This is a genomic window from Leptolinea tardivitalis (genome assembly GCF_001050275.1).
Lineage (GTDB): Bacteria > Chloroflexota > Anaerolineae > Anaerolineales > Anaerolineaceae > Leptolinea > Leptolinea tardivitalis.
The window spans coordinates 71,353-90,938 of sequence record NZ_BBYA01000002.1; the positions used below are offsets into that span (position 1 = coordinate 71,353).

16 protein-coding genes are annotated in these 19,586 nt (G+C 47.6%); 4 read left to right on the plus strand and 12 right to left on the minus strand.

Features of this window, described 5'->3' with window-relative positions; translation table 11 throughout:
• Positions 1–48: 48 nt before the first annotated feature.
• On the minus strand, positions 49–1,686 hold the full coding sequence (locus LTAR_RS01730) for a bifunctional ADP-dependent NAD(P)H-hydrate dehydratase/NAD(P)H-hydrate epimerase (RefSeq protein WP_062420416.1): 1,638 nt from the start codon (positions 1,684–1,686) through the stop codon (positions 49–51).
• A 122-nt stretch (positions 1,687–1,808) separates the two neighbouring features.
• Between LTAR_RS01730 and LTAR_RS01735 the strand changes: the two genes are divergently transcribed.
• Both LTAR_RS01735 and LTAR_RS01740 read left to right on the plus strand, forming a co-directional pair.
• Entirely contained in the window at positions 1,809–3,362 is a 1,554-nt protein-coding gene (locus tag LTAR_RS01735; protein ID WP_062420417.1) for a spermidine synthase, read from the plus strand.
• On the plus strand, positions 3,359–4,024 hold the full coding sequence (locus LTAR_RS01740; RefSeq protein WP_062420418.1) for a TIGR01906 family membrane protein: 666 nt from the start codon (positions 3,359–3,361) through the stop codon (positions 4,022–4,024). The genes LTAR_RS01735 and LTAR_RS01740 overlap by 4 nt, the downstream gene beginning before the upstream one ends.
• A 49-nt stretch (positions 4,025–4,073) precedes the next feature.
• Here the strand turns inward: LTAR_RS01740 and LTAR_RS01745 are convergent, their stop codons facing one another.
• From LTAR_RS01745 to LTAR_RS01775, 7 genes are all read right to left on the minus strand, one after another.
• On the minus strand, positions 4,074–5,282 hold the full coding sequence (locus tag LTAR_RS01745) for a 2,3-bisphosphoglycerate-independent phosphoglycerate mutase (RefSeq protein ID WP_062420420.1): 1,209 nt from the start codon (positions 5,280–5,282) through the stop codon (positions 4,074–4,076).
• A gap of 93 nt (positions 5,283–5,375) precedes the next feature.
• Positions 5,376–6,488, minus strand: a complete 1,113-nt coding sequence (locus LTAR_RS01750; protein ID WP_062420422.1) for an ABC transporter ATP-binding protein — start codon at positions 6,486–6,488, stop codon at positions 5,376–5,378.
• A gap of 125 nt (positions 6,489–6,613) precedes the next feature.
• A complete protein-coding gene (locus LTAR_RS01755) occupies positions 6,614–7,384 on the minus strand; it encodes a hypothetical protein (RefSeq protein WP_139044383.1) in 771 nt (256 codons plus the stop codon).
• Entirely contained in the window at positions 7,377–9,026 is a 1,650-nt protein-coding gene (locus LTAR_RS01760) for an APC family permease (protein ID WP_062420426.1), read from the minus strand. The genes LTAR_RS01755 and LTAR_RS01760 overlap by 8 nt, the downstream gene beginning before the upstream one ends.
• Positions 9,027–9,049: 23 nt before the next feature.
• Positions 9,050–9,991 carry a metallophosphoesterase family protein gene (locus tag LTAR_RS01765; protein WP_062420428.1) on the minus strand — a complete coding sequence of 314 codons (942 nt, stop codon included), beginning with the start codon at positions 9,989–9,991 and terminating at the stop codon, positions 9,050–9,052.
• Positions 9,992–10,101: 110 nt separating this feature from the next.
• Positions 10,102–11,190 (minus strand): hypothetical protein, encoded by a 1,089-nt coding sequence (locus tag LTAR_RS01770; protein WP_062420429.1) that lies wholly within the window; start codon positions 11,188–11,190, stop codon positions 10,102–10,104.
• The gene (locus tag LTAR_RS01775; RefSeq protein WP_062531952.1) at positions 11,187–11,915 is read right to left on the minus strand and encodes a hypothetical protein; all 729 of its coding nucleotides are present in this window, start codon (positions 11,913–11,915) and stop codon (positions 11,187–11,189) included. The genes LTAR_RS01770 and LTAR_RS01775 overlap by 4 nt, the downstream gene beginning before the upstream one ends.
• A 286-nt stretch (positions 11,916–12,201) precedes the next feature.
• On the opposite strand from LTAR_RS01775, the gene LTAR_RS01780 reads away from it, so the two are divergent.
• Positions 12,202–13,062 carry a sugar phosphate isomerase/epimerase family protein gene (locus LTAR_RS01780; protein WP_062420433.1) on the plus strand — a complete coding sequence of 287 codons (861 nt, stop codon included), beginning with the start codon at positions 12,202–12,204 and terminating at the stop codon, positions 13,060–13,062.
• Positions 13,063–13,219: 157 nt separating this feature from the next.
• Positions 13,220–14,854: an alpha-amylase family glycosyl hydrolase gene (locus LTAR_RS01785; RefSeq protein WP_062420435.1), complete on the plus strand. Its 1,635-nt coding sequence runs from the start codon at positions 13,220–13,222 to the stop codon at positions 14,852–14,854.
• A gap of 17 nt (positions 14,855–14,871) precedes the next feature.
• Here the strand turns inward: LTAR_RS01785 and treS are convergent, their stop codons facing one another.
• The 4 genes from treS to dcd are packed head-to-tail and all read right to left on the minus strand — an operon-like array spanning position 14,872 to position 19,562.
• Positions 14,872–16,473 carry a maltose alpha-D-glucosyltransferase gene (gene treS / locus LTAR_RS01790; protein ID WP_062420436.1) on the minus strand — a complete coding sequence of 534 codons (1,602 nt, stop codon included), beginning with the start codon at positions 16,471–16,473 and terminating at the stop codon, positions 14,872–14,874.
• 20 nt (positions 16,474–16,493) lie between these two features.
• Positions 16,494–17,927 carry an MBOAT family O-acyltransferase gene (locus LTAR_RS01795; protein ID WP_062420438.1) on the minus strand — a complete coding sequence of 478 codons (1,434 nt, stop codon included), beginning with the start codon at positions 17,925–17,927 and terminating at the stop codon, positions 16,494–16,496.
• The gene (locus tag LTAR_RS01800; RefSeq protein ID WP_062420440.1) at positions 17,914–18,957 is read right to left on the minus strand and encodes a hypothetical protein; all 1,044 of its coding nucleotides are present in this window, start codon (positions 18,955–18,957) and stop codon (positions 17,914–17,916) included. The genes LTAR_RS01795 and LTAR_RS01800 overlap by 14 nt, the downstream gene beginning before the upstream one ends.
• A gap of 50 nt (positions 18,958–19,007) precedes the next feature.
• Positions 19,008–19,562 (minus strand): dCTP deaminase, encoded by a 555-nt coding sequence (gene dcd / locus LTAR_RS01805; RefSeq protein WP_062420441.1) that lies wholly within the window; start codon positions 19,560–19,562, stop codon positions 19,008–19,010.
• Between the last annotated feature and the right edge of the window lie 24 nt (positions 19,563–19,586).

The window sequence follows — 19,586 nt, forward strand, 5'->3', positions numbered from 1 at the left end:
TTTTGACAGGGGTTTCCTTTTTTTGAATAGATGAATATGCGTTTACAGTCAGGGCAGCAATCCGCGCAAGATGCTAAGGCTGGTAGGAATTTGTGCAATCAGATCGCTCGGTAAAATGGCGGCAGCATCCACATCTTCTGAGGCCAGGTCTCCGCAATTACCATGAATCCAGACTCCAAGTTGGGCGGCGGCAACCGGTTTGACTCCCTGTGCCAGGAAACCGGTGATCAAACCGGCCAGCAGGTCTCCGCTGCCAGCGCGGGCCAGGGATGGATTGGCACAGGTCGAAATGTACGCGTGTCCATCCGGTGAGGCGACCACGGTCAATGCACCTTTGAGAATGACGATCTGGTTCCATTCTTTGGCGAAATGGAGCGCCAGATCCAACCGTTTTTCCTGAATTTCTTTAACAGATAATCCGGTGAGGGCAGACATTTCTCCAGGATGGGGAGTGAGAATGCAATTAGCCGGAAGCATTTTCCACCATTCAGGGATATCTGCCAGTATGCGCAGGGCATCAGCATCTATCACCAACGGGGGTAAAGTCTGGTTTGATTTAGGTTTCACATCTTCCGGTTCTGTAGGAACGAATCCAATGACGCTGCCTTTTCCTTTTTTACCCGACGGACTGAGCAGCCTGGTGAGGAAATGCCGGGTTGTTTCTTCCGTCTCAAGACCGGGACCGATCAACATGGCACTCACTTTGTCCATATGTTTCTGAATTACCTCAACCCCCGACTCGGCGATTACGCCGGCTTCATGTGGCAACAAAAGCCAGGTCACTTCAGGGATTGCTCCGGCAATGGCTGTGTGGATCATGCCGGGGATGGCGGCTCGAACCAATCCGACACCACTTCGGTAGGCAGCTTCAGAAGCCAGGAGTACTGTTCCGGTATAGTTGATGGACCCGGCAACGATCATGGCTGTGCCAAATGTCCCTTTATGAGAATCCAACGGCCGCTTGGGAAGCAGTCCGGCCATTTTCAACGGTGTAATGATTTCATGCAGTCCTTCTTCCCAGGACGGCAGGTGTTTTTCAAAACCGATGGGAATATTGACCAGGTTCCCACAATATTCGAAAGCAGGGAAGGTTAATAAACCGGATTTTACGGCTGCCATACTGAGTGTGTAATCGCAATGCAGAGTCTCCGCAGCCACTTCGCCGGTGGAACAGTCAATACCACTGGGACAGTCTACCCCAAGAATGACGAGTCCCTCGGCATATTTATTCACCGCCTTCAAAAGAGATCGTATGGATTCATCCAGAGGTAAATGGGCGCCGGTACCCAGCACACCATCGAGCAGAAATTGGGCCTCACTGCACCACTTTTTCAAAGTGGAAAACTTTGGGTCTTCTGAATGTTTGACGAGTGTCCCGCCGGCTTCCGTGTAGCCTGTTGTCAGCGGATCAGCTTCATCGCGCTCTTTGATCAGATAAGCTCTGGTTGTCCATCCCTTTGACTGCAATTCACGCAAAGCGATTAAGGTATCGCCGCCGTTATTCCCTGATCCAACTAACCCTATTATGGAGCGTTCGGCATCCTCCTCGTATTCCATATAAAAACGGGTATCAATAAAGGAGGCAATCCCGGTCCCTGCCATCTCCATCATGGTTTCATAGGTATGACCGAGCTCATTGGCTTTCTTTTCCAGAGCACGCATCTGCTCAACGGTTGTTATTAACATAAGACTCCTTGTCAAGGAAAAAGGTAAAGTGTGTTTCTATCATACAGGTTTAACTGTTAAAATTCTAACCGGGATTTATAAGAAAGTTATATACCATTCTTCCACGAGCGAGCAACCTACCCATGAAAAAATATCTGTTATTTACCGTTTTTATTTCCGGGTTGACCAGTTTGGCCGTTGAAATGGCGGCCTCGCGCCTGATGGGGAATTATTTTGGTTCCAGTAATCTGGTGTGGGCCAGCATCATCGGTTTGATACTGATCTATTTAACCGTGGGGTACTTCATTGGCGGCAGCTGGGCAGACCGCTCTCCTCGTTATGGAACACTGTACCGTATTCTGGCCTGGGCAGGTTTGAGTGTGGCGGTAATTCCAGCCATCTCAAGACCTGTACTACGCTGGGCGGCGGATGCTTTTGATGCGATGCAATTGGGCGTATTGTTTGGATCTTTTGTGGCAGTCATGATCCTGTTTGTTATCCCGATCATCCTGTTGGGGACGTCATCTCCATTTGCCATCCGGCTGGCAATCCAAAATAACAATGAAGCCGGGCGTATTTCCGGGAAGATCTATGCCATTTCTACATTGGGTTCGTTCATTGGAACATTCATCCCTGTGCTTTTGCTCATTCCCACTGTGGGGACGTATCGAACCTTCCTGATACACGGGGCTGTCTTGCTGGTTTTTGCCCTTATTGGATTAAAACTGGAGGATGGGTGGAAGGCTCTCCTGCCTCTCTCATGGATGCCTATTGTTGTAATTATCCTGTTCTTTACGATGAATATTGGCCGTGACAAGAACAGTGTCGGAATGATCTATGAGACAGAATCTGCTTATAACTATATTCAGGTGCTTGAACAAGACGGCTTCCATATGCTGCGGTTGAATGACGGTCAGGGTGTGCATTCCATGTACCACCCGACGATTTATAATTATGCCGGTCCATGGGAACAGGTTCTTGTGGCACCTTTTTTTAATCCAGCGCCAGTCGAGGTGGCTGGCATCAACAGCATGGCCATAGTCGGACTGGCTGCAGGGACTACAGCCCGGCAGGCGATAAAGGTATACCCCAACATTTCGATTGACGGCTTTGAAATTGATCCGGAAATAGTGAAGGTAGGAAATACCTATTTTGGCATGAACCTGCCGCAATTACATGTTTTTGTGCAGGACGGCCGCTGGGGATTGGCACATTCAGGACGGAAATATCAGGTGATTAGTGTGGATGCCTATCGTCCGCCCTATATTCCCTGGCACCTCACCACCCGCGAATTTTTTCAGACGGTTCATGACCATCTGACCGAGGATGGTGTTATGGTCATAAATATTGGTCGTGCGCCAGACGACCGCCGCCTGATCAACTCGCTGGCATCCACCATACGAACAGATTTTGCCTCCATTCATGTGATGGATTTACCTGGTACATTCAATTCCATCCTGTTTGCATCGGTTAAACCAACCAATGCTGAAAACCTGGCGGCCAACTTTGACCAACTTCTGGCTTCCGGGAATACAGATCCGCTTCTTCTGGAGACGATGAATGTTACACTGGGAAACCTTCAAAAAGATCCTCCGGAAGCGCAGGTCTTCACCGATGACCTCGCTCCGGTGGAGGGTTTGACGAACAACATGATTTTAAAATTCCTGCTGGCTGGCGATGTGGAGATGTTGCAATGAACTTTCTTCAAAAAATTTTGACATATCTCGTTGTGATTCTGATCCCCGTTTTCCTTTTGATGACTTCTGTGCGGTTACTTTTATTCCCCGTGTTTACGCAATTGGAATATTATCGTCCCGGTTTCCCGGCAGATCCCTATGGTTTTACCCTTCAGGATCGGCAGAAATGGAGCCAGATATCCGTCGACTACCTGACAAATGCCGCTGGTATTGATTTCCTGGCCAATCAAAAACTGGATGAAAATACTCCGCTTTATAATGAACGGGAATTAAGCCATATGCAGGATGTAAAAAACCTTGTTCAGGTGATGTTGATTGTCTGGCCTTTAATTGGCATCTTCATCCTTTGTGTGGGAGTCGTTTCCATGCGAAGTGGATGGCTGGCGGATTTTTGGCTGGCCGTCAGCCGAGGAGGATGGACAGCGGTTGGTTTGATCGCAGCCATACTCATCGCCGTTATGGTCAGTTTTAATGCATTATTCACAGGATTTCACCGGATTTTTTTCAGTGGGGATACCTGGTTATTCCTTTACTCTGATTCACTGATTCGGCTTTTCCCGTTGATGTTCTGGCAGGATGCCTTCATTTTGATGGGGGCCATGGTGCTGATATTTGGCCTGGCACTTGGTTTCTTCGGTAGACGGCAATACCTTCATTCTTGAAGAATCAAAAAGACGGCGAAAGCCGTCTTTTTTTCTGGAATTAACTGTCTTATGCACCAAATTTGTTCAGACGCAAAGCGTGAGCCAAAGACAATGGCATATTATCAAGTGCCGGGAAAATACCCAGTCCGCCATGCATACAGGCTCGTTCACCAAATTCCTTTTCCGTATCCGGGCGGACCGAAGCTGGAGCCCAAAGCAAATATGGAACCGGATGCCATGAATGAGTCCTTAATTTTGCCGGGGTACTGTGGTCGCCGGTGATGACCAGCACGTCGGGATGAAGTCCAACGAGTTTGGGAAGGGCTGCATCAACACCTTCAATGATCTTCACCTTGCCATCAAAATTGCCATCTTCACCGTATGAATCTGATTTCTTGATATGCACAAAGAAGAAATCGTATTCATTCCAATGGTCCGCGACCGCTTTGAATTCATCCTCCGGTGTTTCTCCATCAAATTTAATCAAATCCATTCCTACGAGCTGGGCAACACCGCGATACATGGGGTAAACAGCCACACAGGCCGCCCGCAGGTTGTAAAGCTCTTTATAGGTTGGCAAACCAGGATCGGTGGCGAAGCCACGCAGGGTCAGCCCGTTGGCTTTTGGCTCATCTTTCATGAGCTTGTTAGCTTCTTCGATCCATTTATTGAAAAGATCGGCGGCTTTTTGCGCTGCACCGTTCTGGGCAACAACCTTCAGAGGGGCGGCACCGGTGCGTTGGGGATCAGTTTCTTCCAGATCAGGGGAAAGACCGGCTCCCCGCATCACCACCACAAAGCGGTATTCCTTTACATGTTTGACTTCGATTTCAACTCCGGGAATTTTGATTGATTTCAATCTTTCACAGATCGGGGCGGCTTCTTCTGACGAAATGCGTCCGGCACGACGATCAATAATTATTCCATTGGAATCCAGGGTACAAAAGTTTCCACGGGCTGCCACGTCTCCTTTGTTGACGGTTACGTTGACGCCGAATGCTTCCAAGACTCCACGGCCAACTTCTGTCTTGACGGGGTCGATCCCAAACAGACTCAAATGAGCCGGTCCGGAACCGGGAGTGATACCTGCGCTGATCGGGCATGATTGACCAAGGATGCCTTCAGCCGCCAATTTGTCCATATTGGGTGTATTGGCAGTTTCTAATTCAGTTTTTCCACCTGGTTCCATTGGCAGACCGCCCAATCCGTCCATTACCAGTAAAACGATTTTGCTATTGACAGGCGCCAGCAGAGATCCCAGATCTTCAATTTGCATATATGTCTCCTCGCACAATTTGGCAGATACAAATAAAACAGCGCAAGAAGTCTCTTGCGCTGTTTTTCACAAAAGAGCCTTCAATTCAATATTTTACCGCACTGCAACCGGGTTTTCAGAATCCAGTGAAGGATCAAAGATGTGCATGTTGTCCATATTGAATACCAGTTTTACCTTCTCACCAATGGTGAAGCGGGTCCGTGGATCAACACGGGCAACATAATTATGTGTACCAGAGACCAGGTTCAGGTTGATTTCATTACCCATTAACTCGATGATATCCACTTTAGCTTCCACTTCTGCGGCGTTTATATTGCTGGGAAGGAATTCGGGATTGTGGATATCTTCTGGGCGGATGCCAAAGATCACAGGTTTGCCATCATATGCCATGTATTTTTCCGCTTTGTTCGCAGGAATTTTCATGGAGAAGCCGTTCATTTCAACAAAGGCTTCCTTGTCTGCTTTGCGGATCTTGGCATCAAAGAAGTTCATGGCAGGTGAACCGATGAAACCGGCCACAAAGAGGTTGTCCGGGCGGTCATACAATGCCTGCGGAGTATCTAACTGCTGTAAAACACCTTTGTTCATTACAGCGATACGGGAAGCCATCGTCATGGCTTCTGTTTGATCGTGGGTTACATAAATGAAGGTGGTCTGCAAACTCTGATGCAATTTGCTGATCTGCGCACGGGTTTGGACTCTCAATTTGGCATCCAGGTTTGAGAGCGGTTCATCAAACAGGAAAACTTTTGGTTCCCGGACAATGGCGCGGCCTACAGCCACACGCTGACGCTGACCTCCGGAAAGTTCACGGGGGCGGCGTTTGAGTAATTGTTCAAGCCCCAGAATGCCTGCAGCTTCATTGACACGGCGGTTTATTTCTTCTTTCTTCACACCGCGGAGTTTTAAGCCGAATGCCATATTATCAAAAACCGTCATATGCGGGTAAAGGGCGTATGATTGAAATACCATGGCGATATCTCTATCCTTCGGAGGGGTGTCATTTACCCGGTTTTCTCCGATGAAAATATCGCCTTCTGTTACATCTTCGAGACCGGCCAGGCAGCGCAAGGCTGTGGTTTTACCACATCCGGATGGCCCCACCAGTACAAGGAATTCCTTGTCTTCTACGGTGATATCCAGATTGTTTAATGCCGTGAAATCACCAAACTTCTTGAATACATGATTGAAACGAACGCTTGCCATAAAACACCCTCCTAACGGAAAGAATATAGTGACTTTATTATACGGTTTTTCCAAAAAAGCGATAATCCATTTTGTCACACTGGAGGGTGACATTTTTCTGGTTATTTATAAAAAGAGGTCCGCTTTTACCGGCGGACCTCTTCAACTTCTTCATACCAGATGATGCGTTTCCCCATAATGGACCGCATTTTCCAACGGGTTGTTTTCGGGCAGGTTTGAAGTTCTTGAAAAATGGCATTCAGTCGTTCAATCACTGTTTCTTTTGAACCTGGTGGAAGTGTGATTTCTCCCGAAGTCACCATGTTGATGATCATTTTCACATTATCGGATACGGTTGTGTACAATCCCCAGTCATCTCCACACAGGTTGTGGAGGATTGACTGATTGATGTAATCTCCATCGGTACTGCCGAGGTTATGGTCAAGCAAAAGGGCACAAACATCCAATACATCCTTCCTGTTCATCTCGATGATCTGTGTTTTTGTCAACATCAATTCACAGAGAGGCAGGGTGAGGGAATCAATCTTCAACCGTTTTGACAGGGGGATCTGGTGGCACATCTCAAAAGTATCAATCAAGATATCCACCTGGCGGTGGTTGATTTCATCAAAATATAACTGGCGCCGGTCACCATATAGAGTATTCAGCGTCCGGTCTGCGGTATAACCGGATTTCTTGAAGAAGTCTTCAATGCTTCCCAGACTGGCCCAATCGGTCACGAAATCCAGATCACCGTAAGGGCGTTTCAACTCCGGTTTTCGGGTGGATGGGCAGCGTAAATGGACAGCCATACCGCCAAACAAACGCAACGTCAGGTTCTGCCTGTCGGCATCTTCCAGCAACCTGAGAGCTTCGGCCTGAAGATCAGTCAAAGGGATTAGTCTATGGTCACTCAACCGGAATTTCCTGATGAACCTTGTCGATATCGATGCCTACTTTTTTGCGATACGATTTGAACCCTATGTAGATAAAGAAAGCCGTCAGGTAAAGTGCGGCAATGAAGATGATCGAAGATGTATTCATTAAACCGATATTATAGAGGCGGTTCGGGTCAATCAGCCAGGCATACAGGAGGTAAATGAGGAATCCACCAAAGATAACCCCTGCGACGGAGATCAGCGGAAACCCGAAGATTTTGAATTTCGCTATTGGCGAAGCATTGTAGAGGTCAGGCTTCGAATACGGCAGGATGATGGCGGCAATGGTCGAGCCGAGGTAGGTGACAGCGATAACGAGCGTAGAATCCAGTGTCATGGATTGGAAGTTGAAAACATTCCATGCGAACAGGGCGGAAATAATGATGGATGGAATGACCATCAATAACAGGGCGATTACCGGAGTATGTGTACGCGGATTGACTTCACTTACCTTTTCGGGCAGTAGACGGTCAAAAGAGGCGGCAAAGATTACACGGGTAGAGCTGAGGAACACGGTGCCTGCCCAGCCAAACCACCATAGACTCATCAAAAGTATGATGCCCAGTTGAATAATTCGATTGGGGGTCAGGAATGCTGCCAGCAAGGCCGGATACGGCCAGACAGGCAGAGGAGCCGGAACAGAAGATGTTCCCCATAAGGCTCCCCACCAGGCTGCGTTGGCATTCATGTAAAAGTTCCACGTGATGGTTTTATTGATCAAGAATAGGAAAGAAATGGCCAATATGGTGGTGATGATTAATGCTCCGGCCATACCCCAAAGGTTGCGTCTGAAATCTGTAGCTCCGCGTACTTCACCATACAATGTGGAACCCCAGTTGGGCCACAGGTTGAAGAACACAATGAAGGGTATGGCACCGAAAATGGCAGCGAACGAACCACCTGTAAGGGGAGCTTCAGCTCCGGCGGCGGCACCGGCCGCAATGGTGGCATCATATATTCCGGGTGTTGTTCCCAATAGCCGGGGGGCTTCATGTTCTAATCCGGCTTTGAATGTTTCAGGCGAATTGAACGCAAGAAGAGAAAAAACTATGATCAGGCCGATGAGGCCGCCAAAAAAACAGTAACGTTGAATGCGGGCATAGGTTTTCATCCCCATCGAAATAAAGGCTGAGACAATCGCACACACCAATACCGCGGTGACGAATAATCCAAGCGGTGTTTGCCCGAACCACAAAGCGGCATCCTTAAATCCGATAAGGGCCAGGGTGGGGGTGATGACAATGTGCCGGAACATATCGCTATAAAGGGGAACCCATAACCACAGGATGAACCACCAGCCGGTGATGGAAAGGACGAAACCGATTCCACCTCCCAGAATGCGGCTCTGCCAGACGTAATCTCCACCAGACCGGGGCATTACTGCAATAAGGCTGGCATAAACAATGGTTTCAAAAAAAATGAAAATTGCACTGACAATCAGAGTGGGGAGCAGTCCACCCTTGAGGTAGAACATCTGACTGAAAATATACAAACCCAGTGTCACCAGATTGATTGAAAAAGTGGCATAGATAAAGGCATCCATTACCGACCAGGAGCGAACCAGACCGGTGGCTTTACGTACAAAAAGGTTGGAATCACTCTGCAATTTTTGACGCGGCATTTTCCACTCCTAACGATGAGGTGCTATCCATTCGTCAGCACAAAGCTCTTAATCTTGTTTTTTTCCAATACAACCAGAGCGCCAGATAAGAAACCCTGCTCATACATACTTCCGGGGTTGATACATAATGTCCGGCCAATGCGTGTAGTTGCCTTGCATTCATGAATGTGGCCGTGAAGGCCGAGCAGTGGTTGATGTTTTTCGAATGTCTCCCGGACGGCTTTGCTGCCTACGGGGGTTAATAAATTGCCTGCCAGCTTGGGGCGCAGGTCTTTTGTCAATTCGGGTGCTTCATCCAGCCCGGAATTGTATGGTGGAACATGCAGGTTAAATATACAATTTTGCATATTGTTGACCTGGGCTGTCATGGCTGTTAACCGATCAGCCAGGTCTTCTTCGGTAGATTCGCGAAAGGTATGCCAGGGGGTGGGATTCGTCCAACCGGAAGATATCATTTCGTGGTGATCATCAATCTGAACAACCCGTCCTTCGCAGTGTTCCACCTGTTTGCAGGATTTCACCAGGTCGTCCAATTCAAACATATCATCATTGCCGGGAGCGATAAAACAGCGAATTCCCGTACCCTTCAATTTTTCACAGGCATAATCCAGCCATTCTTCTGCTGTTTTTAGGACGAGTTTTATAAAAATTGGATTAATCAAATCAGGCTTCTTTTCGAATTCAGCCACTTCTTCCCGGGTAGTACGGTATGGATAATACCCCCGGCTGCGAATTCGTTTTTCCATTTCCTTCACTTCATCTTCACCATGCAAAATAGATTCCTGCTCCAATAAAACAGAACGAAACGTGCCGTGCCCATTCTCAATGATCGGAACAATGGCTTTACCGGTCATATCACCCCCTAGAATCAATACGTCTGCTTCGTAGAACTTACCGGCGCTGATGAATTTTTTCCAGCAGATTTCTGATCCATGGACATCGGTGGCAAAGAATAACTTGGTCAATTTTCTCGCAGCTCGAAAGGAAGTAATAGAAGCCCTGATTTTACTGTAGGAAGGTTATTTGTACAATCTCATCATTAAAAAAATATTAATACATTATTATACAAAATGTCTCACGTTGGTTGAAGAAAATGACTGTATTGAATGGTTAATAACAAAAGGAAGAATTGAATCATTGTGGGAATAATTGAAGAGAACTGATCGAAATAGAAGAGCAGAGGAGTGAGAACTGTTAATGATAATAACAAGATGAAATAGATACAACTCAACAACCGTGGAAGCATATGTTTAATTCGGAAGAACAGAAGGCAGGCGCAGAGAAGAAGAAGAAATCCGGTTCCTGCCTGAAGTCCAATCAGAATAATATACAAATCCAGAGATACATGGCCGCGAATATAATGCCCTGCCACCAATGGTTTGAGGATTTCCAATAAGACCGGTGAATTTTGAAATTTGACCAGAATGCGGAGAGAATCTGCCATGACCCAGATGCTCCAGGCGATCAGACCACCTACGAGAAATGAATGTATATAAAACGGAGAAAGTCGCGATTTTGCCAGCTCTTTTATTTTATGTAGCCAGCTTTGCGGTGATTCTGGAGCGAGGTACAAATCTTCATTACGAAGAAAATCCTGGAGATTTTCAGCCAGCAAGGTGATATCTGTGCGGTCTGAGGTTTGAATCACCTGATCCAGCCGTTCCTGAAGGCGTTGGCGTTCTGAATCTGAAAGGTCGTTGTCAAGAATTTCCTGAAACTCATCGAAAGCCTGATAGAGATGAGACCGCGGATCATGTGATATCGGTTGCCTGGTTTTGACATAGACTAAGACGATCAGAAGAAAAAAAACATAAACAACCGGTGCAGCAGGTGGATAAAAGTAATCATTGGTTGCTGTAATAAATTTGCCTACTTCATCAATAAACAAACCTATGCCGATACCAGATCCGGCTGCTGATACCTTATATATCCACCGGTTTGAAAACAGAAGCGGCAAGAGAGCACTGATAAACAGGATCAAACCTCCCCAGAGAACATGAGCAAAATGCAATTCGCCGCCGCCAATCTTTGGATAATTGGTGAGATGCAGAAAGAAGCGTGTTCCTGATACTGAAAAGGCAAAACTTAACATCAGGATCAGCAGGTAATTTTCTGCCTGGTCCCGGCGGATCAAATGACGCACAGGAGATAACATGGTTTTCATAGGGGTGGTTTATATGTACAGGTTGCGCTCATGGCACAGAAATCACACGATCTGGATGATTGATCCATCTGCCGGCCATACGGGATCAACATAGAGATGGATTTTACAGGCGTCATCATGCCTGATGAATTGATCTTGATATTGAGTGGCAGGCCGGCAAATAATGCGCCAAGTTGTCTGTGCCCTGTAGCGGCATCCCAATCTGGTGCTCCAGGACTGATCGGAATACCCGTTCTCAGGCCTGTCTGGTTCATCACGTCTTCTGACACCTGACACACAATTGTGCCGATACTATCAATCAGACAGGATGCCGATGCATCCATTGCGTATGCTAAGGCCGGATCTTCTTTGAATGAATTCGAGATCACTACATCCACTCCCGAACCGAGAGTAGCAAAAAAGACGATTGCACCATCTGCCGGTCTCAATGCTCTCTCTATTGTCTTTCCTTCCAGGCGGATATGTTCATCCAGATATATGAAGCGATGGTCTTTCCGATGCACCGGTTTGCATATCAGGGTTAATTCCGGTCTGGCCAAATCTGTAATAATCTGAATTGCCTTACGGGTGAGATCTGCAAGTTCCGGTCTGCGTTTCATGAGAATATCCGGCCGGGATCCCTGTACACTCAATACACGGTCAACTGTGACTTCTGGAATTTGATATGTCAACAGTCGTTGTTTGATAAGTTCGGGATAGCCTGATGGGCAGGTGTAAACTTGCATTGTCGTGATTTTCTTCATGCTTATTGAAATTATGCGATGAAAAAAAGAATATCGGAATACAGGGCAGGAATGGATTAGAATCAGGATATCAGGATCCCTCCCAAAAATCACCTGTTTTCATCGTTTCTTTTGATTTTAAGATGTAATACGAAAATATTCCATGAGCGTTGTAGATTTGTATTAAAACAAACGATTTTGGTTTCTTCGGAGTTTTTCGCTTTTCCGATTTGTTGTCGTTTTTGCAGCCCTATGACCGGATATATGGCAGGAAGAAGGATGGAGCTCTATGATCAATTCCAGATTTGCCTTAGGTGTGATGGTACGGGAAGTAAAACGGCCGACATTCGAAGAATCTCTGGAACGCATTCACGATATGGGGTTCGAATGTGTACAATTCAATTTGAATGTACTCGGTCTGCCTACGGTGCCGGCTTCACTGCCACACGGCAAAGCGGGAGAAATAGGCGCTTCTTTCTGGGCGTATGGTTTGAGTCTGGCGGCCATTTCAGGAACGTTCAATACGGCTCATCCTGATCCTGATGTTCGAAAAGCCGGTGTTACCGGGATTCGCACCTTATGCGAAGCTGCCGGTGATATGGGGACGCAGGTGGTCACTCTCAGCACCGGTACATGTAATCCAGACCATATGTGGCGGTCTCATCCGAATAATGATTCCACGGAAGCGTGGAAGGTGATGATATCAACCTATCGTGAATTGGTGCGAATTGCCGAATCAAACTCTGTATTGCTGGCATTTGAACCGGAAGTCACCAATATTGTCAACACTGTTGACAAAGCGGTTCGCCTTTTGGATGAAATAAGTTCAGATAACTTGAAAATTGTTATGGATCCGGCTAATTTATTGTTTCCCCAGGATATAGAACGCCAGCAGGAGATCTTCGAAGATGCGTTTTCACGGCTGGGCAAGTTCATAGTCCTGGCGCATGCCAAAGATGTCGGTGAATATGATGCCAGTATTGATGAATTGGTGCGGCTTCCAGCAGGAAAAGGAAAATTGGACTATGTCTGCTATCTGCGATTGCTGAAAGAATCCGATTTCCAGGGACCCATAATCATTCACAATCTGCCCGAAGAGGAAATGCCTGTGAGTCTGGAGTTCCTGAATTCAACACTATCCCGGGTATGAAAGAGACTTTTCTATCAGGATTTTGACTCAATCCCGGGGTTTTGTATGCATCTGTATCTGATAACAGGGCAATAAGCCGGGAAACGGTCATAGTTTCCAAGATAGAGCATAAATTTTTCTATTAATAAGCTGGAACAGGACCACAATGGAGAGACGTATGGAAAAGGACGCTTCGCTTTGGTGGAAAACCGGAGTTATCTACCAGATTTATCCCCGTAGTTTTCAGGACAGCAACGCCGATGGCATTGGCGATCTGCAGGGAGTGATCAACCGTATGGATTATCTGGCCAAAACACTGGGGGTGGATGCCATCTGGTTGTCTCCCTTCTACCCGTCTCCCCAGGCTGATTTTGGGTATGACGTGTCTGACTATTGTGATGTTGACCCGATTTTCGGGAACCTTGCTGTTTTTGACCGGTTGGTGAGAGAAGCCCATGAACGGGGCATGAAGGTGATCATCGATATTGTCCCCAACCATACTTCTGACCGGCATCCGTGGTTTCTCGAATCACGGTCAAGCAGAGACAATCCCAAACGAGACTGGTATATCTGGCGGGATGCCAGGCCAGATGGTACACCTCCGAATAACTGGCTGGCGGTATTTGGAGGATCTTCCTGGGAATGGGATGAGACAACAGGCCAGTACTATATGCATTCTTTTTTGAAAGAACAACCTGATCTGAATTGGCGCAATCCTCTTGTTCGTCAGGCAATGTTTGATATCTACCGCTTCTGGCTGGATCGCGGTGTAGACGGTTTCCGAATTGATGTGGCACATTACATTCTTAAAGATCCTGAATTTCGCGATAATCCAATCAACCGGGATCCATCAAAAGGTGAGTTAAAGAAAACCGGTGACTATGACAAACTGTTGCATATATACGACAAGGGACATCCTGATGTGCACGCTGTCTATCAGGAATTACGGGAAATACTGGATTCCTACTCCCCTCCACGATATTCTGTGGGCGAAATTCATATAGCAGATTGGAAAACATGGGCGACGTATTACGGCCAGAACAACGATGAATTGCATATGCCCTTCAATTTCGCCCTCCTGGTCGCGCCCTGGAAGGCAACCGTTCTTCGCAAAATCGTAGAAAACGTGGAAAAAGTAACTCCCTCGTGGGGATGGCCGAATTATGTACTGGGTAATCATGACGAGCCGCGCATTGCCGGACGTTATGGGCCATTGATCGCCCGACAGGCGGCCATGCTGCTTCTGACACTTCGCGGTACCCCCACACTCTACAATGGCGATGAGTTCGGCCAGACCAATGTGACCATTCCATTGGAGGAACAAAAAGATCCCTGGGGCAAACGTGTTCCGGGTACTGGCAGAGATCAGAACCGTACACCCAATCAGTGGACGGCTGGACCCAATGCTGGTTTCACATCAGAAGGTGTCACGCCCTGGCTTCCACTGGCGGATGATTACAAAACAATCAATATGGAGACCGAATTAAAAGACCCGACATCCATGTTGAATCTTTATCGGCGCCTTCTGGCGTTCCGGAAACAATCAAAAGCCCTGCACTCTGGTCGTTATGAGAGCATTGACCCCGTGCCAGAAAATTGCTTCGCCTATCTGCGAGAAGCCGGGGATGAAAAAATCATCACCGTCTTTAATCTGGGAGATACCACCATGCGCCTCAATTTGCGGCGTTTCGGCAGACTGGAGATTATCGTTTCAACTGGCATGGACCGGTCAGGATTGGCTGAGAGTGATCATATCGACCTCTCGCCGTGGGAAGGTCTGGTATTACGGGTACTGGCTGATAAGAAATCCTGATTCTATCTGTGGCGTTTTTATTCCAACCAGGCAGATTGGTGTGCCTTCAGTTGGATTGATTCTGATCCCTGTGGAATTACTGTATTGGTCAGCAGTTCCTTTCGGGGAGAGACATCCAATACTCCGGCAAGGGCTACACTGACAGTATCTTCACCAAGATTATGAAGAGCCATCATCCTGCGGCTGCCATCTTCACGGAGATAACAGAGTACTGAAGGATTGCCTGCATCGATAAATTTGATCTGGCTGCCAGCCAGGAATGATCGTTCCTTGCGCAGACGGATAAGATGTTTCATGAAGTTCAAAAAAGAAGACGGGTCCTTTTGCTGGTCAGCCACATTCACCTTTTGCGGGTTGTAGGTCGGACTATTGATCACCGGGGCATATAGCCGATTGGAATCGGAGAAGCCGGCATTGGGTGCCTCAGCTGACCATTGCATGGGAGTGCGAACGCCGTTTCGATCAAAAAGGTCGATATTGTCGCCCATGCCGATTTCATCCCCGTAATATATGATAGGGGTTCCCGGCAGAGAGAAGAGAATGGCTTCGGCCTGCCTCATTTTTGCAGGATCATTATCCATGAGTGGAGCAAATCGGCGGCGGATACCCAGATTCAGTTTCATCTTCGGATCCGGAGCGTATTGCTGCCACATCCAATCGCGTTCTTCCGGAGTGACCATCTCCAACGTCAACTCATCATGGTTGCGCAGGAAAGTGCACCACTGGCAGCCTTCAGGAATGGACGGTGTGTTTTCAATCGCCCATTGGATGGGAGCTGGATCGCCTTTTTTCATGGCCATATAGATGCGCGGCATCAATGGGAAATGGAAGGCCATCGTAAATTCATCACCATCACCAAAATACTCGCGTACGTCTGCCGGCCATTGATTGGCTTCTGCCAGCAGAATCCGACCGGGAAATTCGGCATCCAGTACTTTGCGGATTTTTTTCAGGTAATCATGAGTTTCAGGTAAATTTTCGCAGTTTGTGCCTTCCCGCTCAAATAAATAGGGAACGGCATCTGCCCGAAAACCGTCCAATCCCAACTTCGCCCAAAAGCGCATTACATTAAGCATTTCTTCCTGCAGAGCTGGATTGCGATAATTCAAATCAGGCTGTGATGCAAAAAAACGGTGCCAGTAATACTCGCCTACTTCAGGGGAATAGGTCCAATTGGAAGGCTCGGTATCTACAAAGATGATACGGGCATCGGCAAATTCTTTGCCTGTTTTGCTCCACACATAGTAATCCTTGTAGGGTGAAGATGGATCTTTGAGGGCAGCCTGAAACCAGTGATGCTGATCAGATGTGTGGTTGAGAACCAGGTCAGCCACCACATGTATTCCACGTTTGTGGGCTTCATCAAGCAATTTCTTCAAATCTTCTATTGTCCCAAAATCGGGATGTATATGCATGTAATCGGCAATATCGTATCCGTCATCTTTCAGCGGGGATGGATACATAGGGAGAAGCCACAGGCAATCGACGCCAAGGTCTTTGAGGTAATCCAGTTTTTCAATCAAACCGGGAATATCGCCATTTCCATCATTGTTGCTGTCACGGTAAGCACGGACGTACACTTCATAAAAGATGGCATTCTGATACCAGTTGTCTGTCATAGTAATTCCTTGTCAATGGATTAGAAACCCTGATAAACAAAAGCGGCAGATGGGATATTGCTCCAAAGAATACTTAATACTACACATAAAATACCCAATCCAACCACTACAGATTGCACAGGTCGAGGGAAGGAAAAAACCGTTCGTTCTTCACCATGTTTTTCTTGAAAAGCATCGAGGAAAAATGAAACCATGAGGGCAGCCATCGGAAATACCAGTTCCAACAGGCGAAAACGAGTGGTGCCACCGCCGGTGAATAACGACAAACAAAATCCGGCGGCCAGTTTCAAACTGCCGGCGGCGAAAAGCATCCAGGTTGGCAGCAGCAGACAATATACCCGCAGAGAAAAAAGGATCTGTTTCCATCGTGGTTGTTTTTTCGGTGAAATGAATCCGGGTTTCTGAGAGATCAAATGGTCTGCCATTTGATACAGGCTGTGCAGTGCACCCCATGCCAGCAAGGCCAGGGTAGCATTATGCCAAATCCCGCTGACCAGCATGGTTACCAATGGCGGCAGTATGATACGCGCCGGTTTGCCGGCAGAAAATCCTCGCCGGATGAGAAATCTCTGGATGGGGAAGAAGATATAGTCTCGCAGCCAGAAGGATAATGACATATGCCAGCGGTTCCAGAAATCCAGCATATTGTGCGCGAAAAACGGCTGCTTGAAATTCGGCGATAAACGGATTCCGAAGAGGAGACTGATTCCCCGTACAAGGCCGGTATAACCGGCGAAATCGTTATACAACCAGATTCCGTAGATCAATATCGCAATCCACCGGTCGCTGGCGGCGAATTCCATCGGGCGGGCGAATATTCCTTCAGGTAAGAGTGTCACGAGAGTACCGGCAATGACCAGCTTGCGGAAAAGTCCGGTCAGAATCAGCCAGCCGCCTTCGGCCAGCTCGTTGTTCCCCACGAGGCGGTTTTGTTTGATCTGTGGAAGCAGATTTTTTCCTCGTTCAATTGGACCTGAGATCAGGTGTGGGAAGTACGCCAGGAAAAGGCCAAAATCAACCAGGTCATGTTCTGGTGAGATTTGCTTTTGATACACTTCGACCAGATAGGCAATGGCCTGAAGGGTATAAAAGGAAAATCCGATAGGCAGAAGGATTTTGGTGGAGAGTGAAGTTCCACCTGATAAAACCCTGAGGATCAGGTCAATGTAGCCGGTGGCAGCGAATCGGAAAAAGAGCAATCCAGCGGTATTCAATCCAATACCAGCCCACAGCCAGGCTTTTTTATGTAAAATTCCTGCCGCTATTCTCCGGGCAATCAGGTAATTAATCAGAATGGAGCTGCCCAGTATGACGGCAAATTCCCAGCGCCAGGACGCGGCGAAATAGAGCGAACAAAGCAGCAGCCAGATGTTCTGCCCGCGCCGGGGAAGCAGGTGATACACCCCCAATGCCGCGGCCAAAAAGTACACAAATGGAAGACTAATGATTTCCATATTCATTATTCCAAATCGTATGGGTTGAGGTGTCATGCTGCAAGACTCCCGCGATCTTGCGGGCAACCCATACGCTGAAAGATTCTGCGCCGCTGGTATTGAGGTGTTTCACATCATTCCATTGAGAATCACGAATCAACGAACCGATTTCTTCCTGGGAATAAATAAAAGGCACACGGTAAACATCAATGCGATTCTGAACCGGAGCTCGGAAAGCTGTGTAGTATTTTCTTTCGCTGCCTTCCACATAATCGGGTAAAAAGCCGGGATACACAGGCACTTCCAGAAGAATGATATGCACACCCTGATCTTTTAATGCCATGACTTCATCCAGCCCCGAAAGGTCTTCTGCATTCAATTTAAACTTGGGGATGAAGCTGGTGGTATCAATGGTCAGGGTATTGCCGGTATATTGAAGGAATCCATCTGGAGCGAGTTGTTGAAGCATACGGCTGCGCAATGCCTGGTAATCGGGATCGAGTGCAACCCGTATTTGTCCCAGAAAGCGATAGAAGAGGGAATTTTCCGTGAGCCAACCGCCGGGGTTTTGATCTGTCAGGTTGTGTCTTACCCAGGGATCATCTGTCAACGGGCGGGCCAGCTCACCGAAATCACGGGAGAAATCGCGGGCAGAAATACCGAGGACCAGCATTTTAGGATGGTAACGGTACACCAGTAATGTGGCAATTCTGCCAGCCGGTCCGGCTGTCAGAGTGCCAAGGCTGAAGTTATAACAATGAAGTGTTTCACCCGTCAGTTTTTGATATTCATCCGAAAACACACCTGGATTGATGGCTGTATCCAGCTGGGAACTGCCCAGAAAAAGGCAGTCAACCGGTTGCTGTTTGACAAGTCTGTCAAGTGCCTGGACCTTGATATCCATCTCTGCATTGGCTGTACCCAGCAACGGTTCTGGCCATAGATTTGCCTGGATTCCGAGACGGACAATACCTTCTCCAGTCAACAGCACAACAATCAGGAATAAAATGGCACCCAACAGCACACCGCCGAATGGCGGTGTGATTTGCAAAGAAGCAAACGATGATGGTACCTTTCGGGTTGTATTCGTAGTGCAGCCTCTTAGAGTTTTGGCAGAACGATATTTTGCTGTCCCTGGTATTTACCCTTCTTGTCGGCATAAGAAATTTCGCAGCCTTCATCAGCTTCGAAGAAGAGAACCTGGGCAATACCTTCATTGGAATAAATCTTGGCTGGAAGTGGAGTGGTATTGCTGATTTCCAGCGTAACATAACCTTCCCATTCTGGTTCGAAGGGGGTTACATTGACAATGATGCCGCAGCGGGCGTAGGTGCTTTTCCCGAGGCAGATGGTCAATACGCTGCGGGGAATGCGCATATATTCTACCGTCCGGGCAAGGGCGAAGGAGTTGGGGGGGATCACACAAACATCTCCCTTGAAATCGACCATTGACCGTGGATCGAATTCTTTCGGATCGACAACGGCAGAGAAAACGTTGGTGAATATTTTGTATTCATCTGCCACACGGATATCATATCCGTAGGACGAAACTCCATACGAAATCACCCCCTGCCGGATCTGTCGGTCAGCGAAGGGTTCGATCATTTTATGTTCTTGTGCCATCTTGCGGATCCAGCTATCCGATTTAAGTCCCATTTCGTGCTCCTCAAGGTATTGGAT